The sequence below is a fragment of the Flavobacterium sp. ALD4 genome (assembly GCF_002836475.1).
GTDB lineage: Bacteria > Bacteroidota > Bacteroidia > Flavobacteriales > Flavobacteriaceae > Flavobacterium.
The window spans coordinates 901,164-916,067 of sequence record NZ_PJBJ01000030.1; the positions used below are offsets into that span (position 1 = coordinate 901,164).

10 protein-coding genes are annotated in these 14,904 nt (G+C 37.2%); 9 read left to right on the top strand and 1 reads right to left on the bottom strand.

Features of this window, described 5'->3' with window-relative positions; all coding sequences use genetic code 11:
* Positions 1-35: 35 nt before the first annotated feature.
* Positions 36-1,550, bottom strand: coding sequence for a glutamate--tRNA ligase (gene gltX, locus CXF59_RS12720; RefSeq protein ID WP_101138125.1), 1,515 nt, complete (start codon positions 1,548-1,550; stop codon positions 36-38).
* Positions 1,551-1,706: 156 nt separating this feature from the next.
* On the opposite strand from gltX, the gene CXF59_RS12725 reads away from it, so the two are divergent.
* The 9 genes from CXF59_RS12725 to CXF59_RS12765 all read left to right on the top strand — a co-directional run bounded on the left by CXF59_RS12725 (position 1,707) and on the right by CXF59_RS12765 (position 14,806).
* Positions 1,707-5,012 (top strand): hypothetical protein, encoded by a 3,306-nt coding sequence (locus CXF59_RS12725; protein WP_198554695.1) that lies wholly within the window; start codon positions 1,707-1,709, stop codon positions 5,010-5,012.
* On the top strand, positions 5,009-5,428 hold the full coding sequence (gene ybeY / locus CXF59_RS12730; protein WP_101138126.1) for an rRNA maturation RNase YbeY: 420 nt from the start codon (positions 5,009-5,011) through the stop codon (positions 5,426-5,428). Before CXF59_RS12725 ends, ybeY begins: the two co-directional genes overlap by 4 nt.
* 176 nt (positions 5,429-5,604) lie before the next feature.
* On the top strand, positions 5,605-7,476 hold the full coding sequence (gene mnmG / locus CXF59_RS12735; protein WP_101138127.1) for a tRNA uridine-5-carboxymethylaminomethyl(34) synthesis enzyme MnmG: 1,872 nt from the start codon (positions 5,605-5,607) through the stop codon (positions 7,474-7,476).
* A gap of 204 nt (positions 7,477-7,680) precedes the next feature.
* Positions 7,681-8,529, top strand: a complete 849-nt coding sequence (locus CXF59_RS12740) for a bifunctional 2-polyprenyl-6-hydroxyphenol methylase/3-demethylubiquinol 3-O-methyltransferase UbiG (RefSeq protein WP_101138128.1) — start codon at positions 7,681-7,683, stop codon at positions 8,527-8,529.
* Positions 8,530-8,780: 251 nt separating this feature from the next.
* Entirely contained in the window at positions 8,781-9,368 is a 588-nt protein-coding gene (locus CXF59_RS12745) for an OmpH family outer membrane protein (protein ID WP_101138129.1), read from the top strand.
* 225 nt (positions 9,369-9,593) lie between these two features.
* A complete protein-coding gene (locus CXF59_RS12750) occupies positions 9,594-11,864 on the top strand; it encodes a helix-turn-helix domain-containing protein (protein WP_101138130.1) in 2,271 nt (756 codons plus the stop codon).
* Positions 11,865-12,089: 225 nt separating this feature from the next.
* Positions 12,090-12,479 (top strand): hypothetical protein, encoded by a 390-nt coding sequence (locus CXF59_RS15480; RefSeq protein WP_232758866.1) that lies wholly within the window; start codon positions 12,090-12,092, stop codon positions 12,477-12,479.
* Between the two features lie 536 nt (positions 12,480-13,015).
* Positions 13,016-13,420 carry an OsmC family protein gene (locus CXF59_RS12760; RefSeq protein WP_101138131.1) on the top strand — a complete coding sequence of 135 codons (405 nt, stop codon included), beginning with the start codon at positions 13,016-13,018 and terminating at the stop codon, positions 13,418-13,420.
* Positions 13,421-13,579: 159 nt separating this feature from the next.
* A complete protein-coding gene (locus CXF59_RS12765; RefSeq protein WP_101138132.1) occupies positions 13,580-14,806 on the top strand; it encodes a multidrug effflux MFS transporter in 1,227 nt (408 codons plus the stop codon).
* The last annotated feature ends 98 nt before the right edge of the window (positions 14,807-14,904 follow it).

The following is a 14,904-nucleotide window of genomic DNA, read 5'->3' on the forward strand; positions in this document are numbered from 1 at the left end:
AAAAAGCCTCCGTTATATCGGAGGCTTTTTTATTTTTATAATGTGGCTATTGCTTTTTGAATCCTTTTGATTGTCTCTTCTTTTTCAATAAGTTCCACGATATCAAACAGGTGAGGACCTTTTAAAGCACCAACCAAACTCAAACGGAAAGGTTGCATCACTTTTCCCATGCCAATATCGTTTTTCGTAATCCAGTCTTTAACGAGAGTTTCGATGTTCACAGAGGTGAAATCAGATATTTCTTGGACTATAGCAATCAATTCCTGCATTAAAGCTGGAGTTTCTGCTTTCCAGTTTTTAGTTGCCTTGTCATCATAGGTTGTTGGAGCAACAAAAAAGAAGTCGCTGAGTTCCCAAAATTCGGATACAAATGACGCTCGTTCTTTTATAAGAGATACAATTTTAACCAACTTTGTCATTCCGATAAGAGAGGAATCTACGCCTTTTGATTCTAAGACAATAGCGAAGGCTTTTGCTAAATCTTGGTCCTTTTGCTTGATTAAAAATTGGTGATTGAACCATTTATTTTTTTCTGGATCAAATTTAGCGCCGGCTTTGTGCACTCTGCTCAAATCAAAAGCTTCTACTAATTCTTCTAATGAGTATATTTCTTTGTCTGTTCCGTCGTTCCATCCCAACAAAGCCAAGAAGTTAATTACCGCGTCTGGGAAAAATCCTTTTTCTCTGTAACCTGATGAAATACCTTCTTCTGTTTTCCATTCTAATGGGAATACAGGAAAGCCTAATTTATCTCCATCACGTTTGGATAATTTTCCGTTTCCAATAGGTTTTAAAATTAATGGTAAGTGTGCAAATTCAGGTGCATCCCAACCGAAAGCTCTGTACAATAGAACGTGTAACGGCATAGAGGGTAACCATTCTTCACCACGGATGACGTGGGATGTTTCCATCAAATGATCATCCACAATATTAGCTAAATGGTACGTTGGCATTCCATCACTTTTAAACAATACTTTATCATCTAGTAAGCTAGTTTCAAATTTCACATCACCACGAATGATATCTTGTAAATGCAAGGTTTCACCAACGGGAGTTTTAAAACGGATTACATAGGAAGCACCGTTAGCAATTCTTTCGGCAGTTTCTTCAGCAGAAACTACTAGAGAAGTATCTAATATTTCTCTATTGGTATGATTATAAATAAAAGTTTTACCTTGTTCTTCCTGCTCTTTTCTTGCTGCATCTAATGCTTCAGCAGAATCAAAAGCATAGTAAGCCCAACCGCTGTTTATTAGTTGATCAGCGTATTCTCTATATAAAGGTTTTCTTTCGCTCTGACGATAAGGACCAAATTTTTCATTCTTCGCTATTGTTTCATCAGGAGGAATTCCTAACCATTCTAACGCTTCCATAATATAGGCTTCGGCACCTGGAACAAAACGATTTTGGTCGGTATCTTCAATCCGTAAAAAGAAAACACCATTATTTTTTTTGGCAAACAAATAATTGAATAGGGCGGTACGAACTCCTCCAATATGTAAAGGTCCCGTTGGACTGGGTGCAAAACGCACACGAACTTGCTTCGACATTTTTATAAATTTTGAGGCAAAGATACAATTTCAATCGCTGAACTGCAGAATTTGAAAACGAGATAATTTTAACATTCTTGAGATTGATGCTTTTTTAACATTTCTTTATTCATATTAAATTATTACTTTTAAAGGTTATATAAAACAAATAGTAGTTTGGAATCTTTAAATAGTATTTATCAAAAATTAGAAGCGTTTATCAGGAGGTATTACACGAATGAATTGATTCGAGGAATAGTACTCTTCATCGGTTTGGGATTGTTGTATTTTCTTTTTACGCTTTTTGTGGAATATTTTTTATGGCTGAAGCCAATGGCAAGAGCTGTATTGTTTTGGACTTTCGTCGGTGTGGAAGTGTTCCTTTTGTTTCGTTTTATTGTGTTCCCCATATTTAAATTATTAAAATTTCAAAAGGGAATCGATTACAATCAGGCTTCAAAAATTATCGGAAGTCACTTTGCCGATGTCAATGACAGCTTAACCAATTTTCTTCAATTGTCAGATTCTGGCAAGGAGGAACATTCCTCCGAATTACTTTTAGCCTCAATCGAGCAAAAAGCAAACGCTCTGCAACCGATACCTTTTGGCAATGCCATAAATTTTAAATCAAACAGTAAGCATTTGCCGTTTGCGATCGTTCCCATTTTGCTTATTCTGGTGTTCTATGTTTCCGGGAACAATACTGTGATTTCTCAGACTCTTAACAGAGTGGTCCATTTTAATGATACCTTTTTGCCTCCCGCACCTTTTAAATTTGTGTTGCTCAACGGCAATTTACAAACGGAGCAGAACAAAGATTTTATGCTGAAGATCAAAACGGAGGGAAATGTAGTTCCGGAAAATGTAATGATTTTCATAAACGGCGAGAGTTATTTTATGGAAAATAGTAAGCTGGGTGAGTTCCAGTTTAAGATTACCAAACCGATGACTGATGTATTGTTTCACGTGGAAGGCAACGCCGTTTCGTCTGAAGAGTATCAGTTGAAAGTTGCTGCAGTGCCAACGATAGCCAATTTTGAGATGCAATTAAACTACCCATCCTATTTGAATAGAAAAGTGGAAGTGGTTAAAGGAACCGGTAATGCCGTAATCCCTGAGGGAACGAAAGTAACTTGGAAAATAACTGCTTTGGCGACGCAGGATATTGATTATTCGAGTGAAACCGCTCGTTTTAAGTTTATTAAGGAATCTGATTTGTTTTCGTTGTCTAAAAACATAGTTCAAAACACAGATTACCAGGTTGTTACTTCTAACGAACGTATAAAAGATTATGAAAAACTCTCTTATCAGCTAACCGTTATTAAGGACCAGTTTCCCACGATCAGTGCAAGCTATGCTCCGGACAGTTTAAAAGTAGATAAAAGCTTTGTTTTGGGACAAATTGTAGATGATTACGGGTTGTCTAAACTACAAATTGTATATTATCCTAAGAACAAACCAATGTTAGTGAAACGTGGAGATATCCCAATAAAAACTGCAGTTTATGGTCAGTTTTGGTATTCTTTTCCGGACAGGTTGCCCGTTGAACAAGGAGTGTCCTATGAGTATTATTTTGAGGTTTTTGACAATGATGCACGGAATGGTTTTAAAAGCTCAAAAACATCTGTATTCTTTAATCGTATTGTGACCGATGAAGAAAAAAAGGATGAACTGCTACAGCAGCAAAATGACAATATCAATAGCCTGGAAAAGTCATTAGAAAATCAAGACAAGCAATTATCCGAGATTGATAAGTTACAAAAGACAGGTAAAGAGAAAGAGCAGTTTGAGTTTAAGGAGCAGCAAAACGTAAAGGATTTTGTTGAGCGTCAGAAAAAGCAGGATGAGATGATGAAGGAATTTGCTAAGAAAATGAAGGACAATCTGGATCTATTGAAAACCATTATAAAAGACGAAGTAAAGGAAGATTTGAAGAAGCGCTTGGACAAGGCAGACGAGGATTTAGAAAAAAATCAGAAGTTGTTGGACGAGCTAAAAGAGCTGAACGATAAAATTAAAAATGAAGATTTACTGAAGAAATTGGATCAGTTTAAACAGAAAAGTAAAAACCAAATACGGAATTTGGAGCAGTTGGTAGAACTGACCAAGAAATATTATGTAGAAAAGAAGGCGTTACAATTAGCGGATAAACTAGATAAACTTTCGGAGAAGCAGGATAAGTTAGCGGAGAACGAAAAAGAAAACTCTGCTGAAAAACAGAAAGCGATTAACTCTGATTTCGAAAAAATTCAGGAAGAACTTAAAGATTTAGATAAAGATAATGGCGAGTTAAAATCACCGGTTGATATACCTAATGACCCTGGAGTTGAAAAAAGTATAGTAGACGATTTAAAGAAGGCAAGCGACGAACTTCAAAATGAAAACAAGGCGAAGGCGAAACCGAGTCAGAAAAAAGCTGCTGGCAAAATGAAGGCCATGGCGAAGAAGATGGAGGAAGGTTTGCAGGGAAGCAAGAAGGATCAGATGGAAGAAGACGTGAAAATGTTGAGACAAATATTAGATAACCTATTGGCTTTTTCTTTATCTCAGGAATATGTGATGGTGCAATTCAGCGACCTCAAAAGAGGTTCTCCGAGCTTTAATAAAAATATTAAATTGCAACAGGATTTGAAACTGCAGTTCAAACATGTTGACGATAGCCTGTTCGCTTTGTCGTTACGTAACCCGAAAATCGCTGAAGACATCACCAAAGAGATAGGGAATGTACATTACAATATTGACAAGTCGTTGGTCAGTTTGTCCGATTCCCAAATACCGAAAGGATTATCGCATCAACAATACGCGGTGTCTTCCGCCAATAAGCTTGGCGATTTCCTGAGTGATATTTTAAACAACATGCAAATGTCTTTATCTAGTATGGGTTCTGGTAAACCTAAACCTGGTAGTGGGGAGGGAATGCAACTTCCTGACATCATTAAAAAGCAGCAGGGCCTTGGTGATAAAATGAAAGAAGGAATGGAGGAAGGGCAGAAACCGGGTGAGGGGAAAGACGGAAAGCCAGGTGATGGAGACAAAAAAGGAAAGAATGGTTCTCAAGATGGAGGTATGGAAGAGGGAGACGCGCAGGTTTTGCTAGAGATATATAAGGAACAGAAGCAGCTTCGAGAGGCGTTAGAAAATGAACTGAACAAACAAGGTTTGGGGGGCAGTGGTCAGAATGCTTTAGAGCTGATGAAACAGATAGAAAAACAATTATTGAATAAAGGCTTTAAGAGCGAGACATTGCAAAAAATCCTGAACGTAAAGCAGGAATTATTAAAATTAAATTCGGCTGTTCAGCAACAGGGGGAAGAAAAGAAGCGGCAATCGGTGAGCAATAAAAGAGAGTTTAATAACGAATCTAAACCGTTGCAGGACGCATTGTTAGATTATTTGAATAGCATTGAGATATTAAACAGACAATCATTACCTTTGCGCTCAAATTATAACCGCAAGGTTCAAGAATATTTTAATAAAAAATGATCAATTTTAATTACGAAAGTGAATTCAACTTAGAGAACGAAGACGCTATTGCAAACTGGCTTTCTGCGGCAATTTTGTCGGAAGGCAAGAAAGAGGGAGAAATCAACTACATCTTCTGTGATGACGAATACTTACACAAGATCAATCTTGAATATTTAAACCACGATGACCTTACAGATATAATTAGTTTTGATTATACTATGGGGAATGAAATTCACGGGGATATTTTTATCTCGGTCGAACGTGTTCAGGAAAACGCAGCGGATTTCAATGTTCCTTTTGAAGAGGAAATACGAAGAGTGATGGTGCACGGCGTCTTGCATTATTGCGGATACAAGGACAAGGGAGAAGCTGATGAATTGTTGATGCGCTCGAAGGAAAATGAAAAGCTAGTCTTGTTCCACGTGGAACAATAAAGATTTAGTTTATTGTAAGCGCTAGAATGTTTCACGTGGAACAACGGAGATGGGTATAAGAATCTAACTAGAGTTGCGGCACAGGGAACGAGAAAATAAATTTAGGTTTCAATAATAGAAATAAGTTTTAGTATTGAAATCACATCCCCGTATACCGGGTAAATTCAGATAATAATATGTTTCAAGAAGAATATGATGTAATTGTGGTGGGTGCTGGACATGCCGGTTCTGAGGCTGCTGCAGCAGCTGCTAACTTGGGTTCGAAAACCTTATTGGTAACCATGAGCTTACAAAACATTGCTCAAATGTCTTGCAATCCTGCTATGGGAGGAATTGCTAAAGGGCAAATCGTGCGTGAAATTGATGCTCTTGGTGGGTACTCCGGTATTGTCTCAGACAGGACGGCTATCCAATTCAAGATGTTGAATAAATCAAAAGGTCCTGCGATGTGGTCGCCAAGAGTTCAAAGTGACCGTATGAGGTTTGCGGAAGAATGGCGATTGATGTTGGAAGGAACTGCAAATCTAGATTTTTACCAAGAGATGGTGAAGGGGCTGATTATTGAAAATGGAAAAGTAAAAGGAATACGCACTGCGCTGGGTATTGAAATAAAAGCGAAGTCGGTGGTGTTGACTAATGGTACTTTCCTTAATGGTCAAATCCATATTGGTGATAAAAACTTTGGTGGGGGAAGAGCAGGCGAAAGCGCTTCGGTTGGAATTACTGAAGATTTAATTGCTGCTGGTTTTGAAGCCGGAAGAATGAAGACGGGAACACCTCCGAGAGTGGATGGGCGTTCTCTGGATTATTCGAAAATGAACGAGGAGAAGGGAGATGCTAAACCAGATAAGTTTTCTTATTCTGATTTGACGGCGCCTTTGACTCATCAACGATCATGTCATATGACTTATACTTCTCTGGAAGTGCATGATATTTTAAGGGAAGGTTTTGATCGTTCTCCGATGTTTAATGGTAGAATAAGAAGCCTTGGACCTAGATATTGTCCGTCTATTGAAGATAAGATAAATCGTTTTGCCGACAAAGAAAGACATCAGTTATTCATCGAACCGGAGGGATGGAAAACCTGTGAGGTTTATGTGAATGGTTTTTCTACTTCGCTTCCTGCAGACATTCAGTTTAAGGCGATGAAGTCTATTGCCGGTTTTGAAAACGTGAAATTCCTGCGTGCGGGTTATGCGATCGAATACGATTATTTTCCACCAACGCAATTGAGACATACCTTAGAAACGAAGTTAGTGGAAGGTCTCTATTTTGCAGGACAGATCAATGGAACGACAGGTTATGAAGAAGCGGCTTCGCAAGGATTGATGGCTGGTATTAATGCGCATCTGAAAGTGCATGAAAAAGAGCCTTTGATTTTGAGAAGAGATGAAGCGTATATTGGAGTGTTGATCGATGATTTAATTACCAAGGGAACAGAAGAGCCGTATCGCATGTTCACCTCGCGAGCCGAATACAGAACGTTATTGCGTCAGGACAATGCCGACTTTAGATTGACTCCAAAGGGTCATGAAATAGGTTTGGCTTCTGAATTGCGTTTGCGTCGTATGGAGCACAAATTGAAAGAGTCGAACAATATGGTGTCTTTTTTCAGAGAGACTAGTGTTAGCGTTGCGGAAGCAAATCCAATATTAGAATCAAAAGATACTGCGCTAATCACCCAAGGGGATAAGTTGTTTAAGGTTTTTTCCCGTCCTCAAATTGACATGGATGACATCATGAAATTTGATAAAGTCAAAAGCTATATTGAAGAGAATGATTTAGATCAGGAAATTTTAGAGCAGGCAGAAATCCAAGTGAAGTATTCCGGTTACATAGACAAGGAACGAAACAATGCGGATAAATTGACTCGTTTAGAAGATGTGAAAATTCCAGAGGACTTTGATTACCATCTAATAAAATCGATGTCCATTGAAGCCAGACAAAAGCTAACTAAGATTCGGCCAGTGACTATTTCACAGGCATCTAGAATCAGCGGTGTTTCCCCAAGTGACGTGTCGGTACTATTGATTTATATGGGAAGATAAGATGTTTGATTTATGATTTTTTTAAAATATGCAATTAAAAATCGTTAATCTTAATTCTCAAATGATATGTTCCACGTGAAACTACGGCCGGAAGCCTTGTTATTACTAAGGAACTTCTGTTATAAAAATAAATAAATTTTAATATTTAATTTTCCAGCTTCACAATTAAACTGACGACTGAAAACTGACGACTCATAAGTAACAATGGATATTTCAAATAAAAAACATTTTCTTACCGTAAAAGATCATTCTGTTTCCAAAGAAACATTTGACTTATACCAAGACGAAACGACGGACATGTTAATTACATATCCGCAACCCAGTTTAGATAACTTGGGTAAGTATTATGAAAGCGAAGATTACATTTCGCATACGGACGGGAAACGATCGTTATTTGAAAAAGCATACCATTTTGTAAAAAGCATAGCTTTAAAAAATAAGTTGCAGCTGATCAATTCACAGCAACCTAATAAAGGAAGTATTTTAGACATCGGTGCTGGAACTGGAGATTTTTTGGCTGTAGCCAAGGAGAACGGTTGGGAAACAGTAGGAGTGGAGCCGAGTGATAAAGCAAGAGCTATTGCATTGAAAAAAGCAGTTTCATTTGTCGAGGATACTTTGGGATTGGAAAGCCATTCTTTTGATGTGATTACCATGTGGCATGTTTTAGAGCACGTTCCTAATCTGGATAATCAAATAAAAGAATTGAAGCGATTGCTAAAACCATCGGGTACTTTAATTGTAGCGGTTCCTAATTTTAAATCTTTCGATGCAAAACATTACGGAACGTTTTGGGCGGCTTATGATGTACCGATTCATTTCTGGCACTTTTCGAAAAAAGCTATAAAAATGCTTTTTGAAAAAGAAGACATACAATTAGAAAAAGTGCTTCCTATGAAATTTGACTCTTTTTATGTGAGCCTCTTATCTGAAAAGTACAAACACGGAAAAATGAATTTCGTTAAAGCCTTTTTTGTCGGATTACAGTCTAATGTAAAGGCGAAGCAAAATTCTGAATATTCGTCCCACATTTATGTCCTAAAAAACAAGTAAATTGAATTTTAAAGCGATTTAAGCCGTGATTTCCTTTATCGGGTGTAATTGCATTGCATATTTTGATTTCAAGGCTTATTTAAAAGCTGTTAAAGTCAATAATTATAGAAATAAATTATAAATGCGTTTTTTTTAATAAGAAAACTTGATAGTATAAATTTTAGCCAATTTTCAAAGTTTATGAGGATACTATCTATTTTTTTATATTTTTGCTATAAACAGGTAAACACATAAATTACAAATAAACCAAAATGAAAAAAGTATTATTAATTATCGCAATTTCTATTTCAGTTGTTGCTTGTAACAAGACCGCAGATGTTAAAGAAGTAAAAACGGCTTACGTAGATACTTCAGTGTTGATGAAAGAATATACAGAAGCGAAAGACCTTGAAGCAAAATATAAAGCACAGTCTGAAGAAAAAGGAAGACAATTAGAGGCAGAGATTAAACGTTTTAAACAAGACGCTGCTAATTTTCAAAGTCAAGCGCAGGCAAACGGTCAGGCTTGGGCACAACAAAAAGGAGCTGAGTTGCAAAAAAGAGAGCAACAATTGAGTTATGCACAACAAGCATTATCACAACAATTGCAACAAGAAAGTGGAACAGAAATGGACACTTTAGTAAGTGGAGTAAAAAAATTCATCAAAGCATACGGTAAAGAAAAAGGATATTCTTATATCTACGGTACTGGTGATGCTGCATCCGTTTTATATGCTGAAGAAAAATACGACATCACAAAAGACATAGTAAAAGCATTAAATGACAAGTACAAAGCGGCTGCTAAAACAGAAGAGAAAGTAGAAGAGAAAGCAGAAGCTAAAACAGAAGAAAAGAAATAAGTTTCTTTTTTTATAACAATCAAAATCCTCCATTCTTGAATTAGAAAGGAGGTTTTTTTTTGGGTTTATCTTTCGGCTCGTGTTCAAGAGCATTCCTTTTTGTTTCATATTTCAAAACAGGATTTAATCCTTAAAAAAAAGTACTTTTACGTTCTTGTATTATCATATTTTTTAGAAAGCTTTAAAAGCTGTTCGAATACATTCCGTCTTTAATCTATACGACCCATGCAAACCGTTTCCGAAGCCGCCGCTTATACCTTACAGTTCATCAACCAAACCCAACGCTCTGTTTTTCTGACCGGAAAAGCGGGTACCGGGAAGACCACTCTTTTAAAGGAAATTATCGCAACCACTCACAAAAACACTGTGGTAGTGGCACCTACTGGTATTGCCGCTTTGAATGCGGGCGGTGTTACGATTCACTCCATGTTTCAATTGCCTTTCGGAGGGTTTATTCCTGCCTTTGGCGTTGATTCCCAATTTACGGATACGGTAAAGTTCGAATCTAAGGATACCTTGCGCCGGCATTTTAAAATGAGCGGATTGAAGAAATCAGTGATTCGCAATATGGAATTACTGGTGATTGACGAAGTGAGTATGTTGCGCGCTGATTTGTTGGATGCGATGGATTACATGATGCAAACGGTGCGCAAGAATACCAATCCTTTTGGAGGGGTTCAAGTATTGTTTATTGGAGATTTATTGCAGTTGCCGCCGGTAATTCGCGATGAGGAATGGCGTACGCTTCGTAACTATTACAAAGGAAAATTTTTTTTCCATTCGCATGCCGTACAGCAAAGTCCGCCGTTGTACATTGAATTATCTAAGATATTCCGTCAAACCGACACCGAGTTCATTTCGGTTTTGAATAACTTACGAAACAATCAGATTACTGCGGCCGATGTTCAGGCGCTGAATAAGTACGTAAAACCTGATTTTGATTTAAAAAATAACAAAGGTTATATCACACTAACGACTCACAACGCGAAGGCGGATGCTATGAACGCACAAGCTTTGGAAGATTTAAAAGGAGAGCTGATTACTTATAAGCCGGATATCGTAGGTGATTTTCCCGAGAAGATTTTCCCTATCGAGGAACGTTTACAGTTAAAACTGGGTGCACAGGTGATGTTTGTAAAAAATGATCTTTCCTTCGACAAGAACTATTTCAACGGAAAAATGGGAGTGATAAAATCCCTTTCGAGCCAGGAAATTCTGGTCCACTTTCCTGAAGAGGACAAAACGATAGAAGTCGAAAAATACGAATGGCAAAATATCCGTTATAAAATTGATCCTGCAACAAAGGAAATTGAGGAGGAGGTATTAGGGACTTTTGTGCATTATCCTATAAAACTAGCTTGGGCAATTACGGTGCACAAAAGTCAAGGATTGACTTTTGATAAAGCCGCGATTGATGTTTCGCAAGTTTTTATGCCGGGGCAGGCGTATGTGGCGTTATCTCGTTTGCGCTCGTTAGAAGGGCTTATTTTGCTATCTCCATTGCGAATGAACGGAATTTCTAATGACCAGGATGTCATGGATTATTCTTTAAACAAGGCTTCCGAAGAATTGTTGAAAAATTCTCTGCATTTTGAAACTAAGAATTTCATCCATAACTATCTTATGAACAGTTTTGATTGGGCTGATTTAGCGCAGGAATGGCGCAATCACAAGTACAGTTACGGGGACAAGTCTGAAAGTTCAGCCAAATCGAAACATTCCCTCTGGGCGACTAAGCAAATGGAAGCTATTGATTCCCTTTTGGATCCGTCCAAAAAATTCATGGGGCAGCTTAACAAAATTTTCAATAATGAAACCGTCGATTTAATCCATGTTTCCGAAAGGATTGAAGCCGCTTTTGGGTACTTCTTAAAACCCATGGATGAGCTAGTTTTTGAAGTCCTTTGGAAACTAGAAGAAGTGAAGCGCGTCAAGAAAAGCAAGTCCTATTATGACGAACTCATCGTGCTCGAAGAATTGCAAACCAAAGCTGTTTTGCGATTGATGAAAGCCAAGCTTTTGATTGAAACTGTCGTTGCCGGAGAAACCATTTCGAAGGAAAAACTGACCTCTGATGAAATAAAGAAATACATCAGCAGAAAAACCGAAGCGATTCAAAACCAATTCAAAAAAGAAAATGTCACTTTGATCGAGGACGAAGCCGACTTGCAACGCTATACTTCTAAAAAAGTGACCAAGAAAGCACCCAAGAAATCGACCGTTCAGGAAACCTATGAATTGTGGGTAGAAAAGAATTCAATATCAGATATTGCCACCATCAGAGTGCTTACAGAACAAACTATTTATGCGCATTTTGTCCAACTGATACAAATCAAAGCCGTGTCTATTACTGAGGTTTTGCCCGAGGATAAAATACAGACCTTAGCGCAAGCTTTCCAAGGTTATAAAGAGGAATCGCTTAATGCATTAATGGAGAAAAATAGTGATAAATTCACTTGGAACGAAGCCCGAATGTACAAAGCGACTTTGAATTAGTTTTTTGTATTTAAGAGCTGAACAATTGCTGTTTCTTAGAACGAATCCTCCCGCTATGCGTTCCAATCTTTTCTTTTTTAAGGAAAAAAGAAAAGGATTTCCACTGCTATCGGGGCTATGGAGGGAGTTTGTTTTATATAATTACCAATAGTAAGATATTTATTATATATTTGAATATGAATAGGGTGTGATGTCTATCATAGCTATCTTAAAGTGGTATCACGTATGAAGAAAGTACTTCAAATAATTTGTATAATTATTTTAATTTCAAATTTCTCATACTCACAAAATCAGAATAGTGAAAAGAATGTCATTAAATACTTCGATCAAAATTATAACCCACTTACTCAAAAAGAATTTGAAAACATAAGACGCACAAATAAATTTTTGGACATCCAAGGTGATTCTATCAATCATAAAGTTCTTTTAGTTAGAGAGGAGCAAGGAACGATACAAAATAAAGAAATACTTGATTTATTGCTAAGTTCCGCAACAAATAATAAGATTGATTCATCAAAACCGATAGTCATAATTTATTACCCAGGAAAAGATTGGTGGAATTCGAGTGGTTCTGCTACTAGAGGAAAAGTGAGAAAATCGTTCAACGAAATGTAAAAAGGAATTAATAAAATAATCAACAATTATATGCATTTATAAAGATACCGTTGGATTATATGGTAAAAATGATGGATTCAAGTAGTGGATTCAAGACCCTGGAAATCATATTGAAAGACGCTTTTTTCAACATCATTATTTATATAATAGTTTTGGCGTTATCTCTAAAAAAGGCGATTGTATCAGTTATTTTGGAGAGTTTTCTGAAGTGCTTGTGTTGAAAGCAGCTGAAATATTAAATTCGAACTAAATAAGCGTCTTGTCTTAAAAATAGGTTTACATAAAAGTGCAGCCCTGCCTTTGCGGATATATTTGTACCCGCATTGATAGCGAGGAATTGTATTCCGTGCCCGCAAACTAAATTAATACTTGTTTTTAGTCACGCCACAGTAGGATTGATAGTTACCTGAACTGCTACCTAGGATTACAGTGTCTGCTTGTTTATAACTAACTTAACCAAAGAGTAATACGATATTTTTTGTATATTTAATAGTAAATGGTTCATTCCAGATCTTTAATACCAAAACGAATTCATTATGAAGTATTCTATTAAAGCAAGTGCGACTGCAACAAAGAACGCTGCGGTAAACGTCAAGGAATCCGAAATTATGTTTGGGATTACCCCTGAAACAGCCGATATTTTGCCCAACCCAGCAGAGTTATATTTAGGTTCCTTTGCAGCTTGTGCTCTTAAAAACGTGGAACGTTTTTCCATCATAATGAATTTTGAATATTCGAAAGCCGAAATAACAGTGAGCGCAACACGCCTAAAGCAACCGCCAAGAATGGATGAAATAATTTATGAATTGAGCGTTTACAGTCAAGACGACAGCTTAAACATTGATTTACTTCATAAGAATATTGAAAAGTTTGGAACGATATTTAACACAGTCAAGGCTTCCTGCTCTGTAATGGGTGAAATCAAAAAGATAATGGGGTAAAAAGAGGAGCTGATCAAAGCTCTTAACGATCAACGGTCATAAAATAGTACGACTTAAGGCGAAATTTAGAGCTTGGTTCTTTTTAACTGTTTTTAATTTAAGACTCTTGCAATCCCATAAAACAACGCAGAAACCAATTCAAAATCTTATTTTTGCCAGATGCAAAAAAATATAAAGACTTCTCAATTTGAGTTTGTCGCACTTATGGCGTCACTAATGTCTGTAGTGGCGTTAGCAATAGACGCCTTATTACCGGCACTGGACATTATTGGGGTGTCAATTGGCACTACAGATGTTGTTGATAACCAGTTGCTGATCACGATGATCTTTCTTGGACTTGGATTTGGTCCTTTGGTTTTCGGTCCGCTTTCAGATAGCTTAGGGAGAAAGCCGGTCGTTTATATGGGTTTTGCTTTGTTTATAGGCGCCAGTTTCATCTGCGTAAATGCCGAAACTTTAGAAATGATGGTGATAGGAAGGATCTTGCAGGGAGCTGGCCTTTCTGCTCCCAGAACAATAAGTATCGCTATCATTCGTGATATGTACAGCGGAGATTATATGGCGCGCATCATGTCATTCGTGACTGTAGTTTTTATATTAGTTCCAGTGATTGCTCCTGCGATGGGTAAATTTATATTGGACTATTATAATTGGCATGGCATTTTTTATGTTCAAGTGATCATCAGTATGCTGGTTTCGTTCTGGTTTTGGAAACGGCAGCCAGAGACTTTATCGATTGAAAACAAGAAAGTTTTTACTAGAAAGGGATTTATAGGGGAGTTTAAAGAAGTGATTAAATTTAAAAAAACTATTGGTTTTACCATTATTCAAGGATTTATTACAGGATCTTTTATGGTTTACCTGAGCAGTTCACAGCAAATATTCCAGAATCAATACAATTTAAAAGAAGAGTTTCCATTCATTTTCGCCGGATTAGCTATAGCTATAGGTGCGGCTGTTTTTTTTAATGGAATACTGGTTATAAAATATGGGATGGAAAAATTAGTCACCACTGCTCTAATTTCCTTCTTTGTAGTGTCGGCCGCCTATGTTGGCTTGTTTTATAACACTCCCAATCCCGATGTTCGCGTTTTGTTGGTGTTTTTTGCGGTGCAATTTTTTAGTATTGGTTTCCTTTTCGGAAATTTACGCGCCCTGGCTATGGAACCTGTAGGACACATTGCAGGTATTGCGGCAGCGGTTACCGGTTTTATTTCTACCATTATGGCTGTTCCTATCAGTATCTTTATTGGCCGATTTATTTCAGATACGGCGTTGCCACTATTTGTTGGTTTTTCAATATGCGCAGCTTTGGCAGTTGGTTTGCTTATTTATTTAAAAGTAGACGGAAAGCGAGCCAATATAACTCCCGAAAATAGAATTTGATTGCGTGAGTGGGATAGGGAGGAATGATTCATTGTAAACTGAGCTGCGTTACTTTTTAGATTAAATGTTAAAGTCTGTTAAACGTTTTTTTATTTCAA

Coding starts and splice junctions, on each gene's coding strand:
- CXF59_RS12765 (WP_101138132.1), top strand. CDS start 13,580: ATGCAAAAAAATATAAAGACTTCTCAATTTGAGTTTGTCGCACTTATG.
- CXF59_RS12745 (WP_101138129.1), top strand. CDS start 8,781: ATGAAAAAAGTATTATTAATTATCGCAATTTCTATTTCAGTTGTTGCT.
- mnmG (WP_101138127.1), top strand. CDS start 5,605: ATGTTTCAAGAAGAATATGATGTAATTGTGGTGGGTGCTGGACATGCC.
- CXF59_RS12740 (WP_101138128.1), top strand. CDS start 7,681: ATGGATATTTCAAATAAAAAACATTTTCTTACCGTAAAAGATCATTCT.
- ybeY (WP_101138126.1), top strand. CDS start 5,009: ATGATCAATTTTAATTACGAAAGTGAATTCAACTTAGAGAACGAAGAC.
- CXF59_RS12750 (WP_101138130.1), top strand. CDS start 9,594: ATGCAAACCGTTTCCGAAGCCGCCGCTTATACCTTACAGTTCATCAAC.
- gltX (WP_101138125.1), bottom strand. CDS start 1,550: ATGTCGAAGCAAGTTCGTGTGCGTTTTGCACCCAGTCCAACGGGACCT.
- CXF59_RS15480 (WP_232758866.1), top strand. CDS start 12,090: ATGAAGAAAGTACTTCAAATAATTTGTATAATTATTTTAATTTCAAAT.
- CXF59_RS12760 (WP_101138131.1), top strand. CDS start 13,016: ATGAAGTATTCTATTAAAGCAAGTGCGACTGCAACAAAGAACGCTGCG.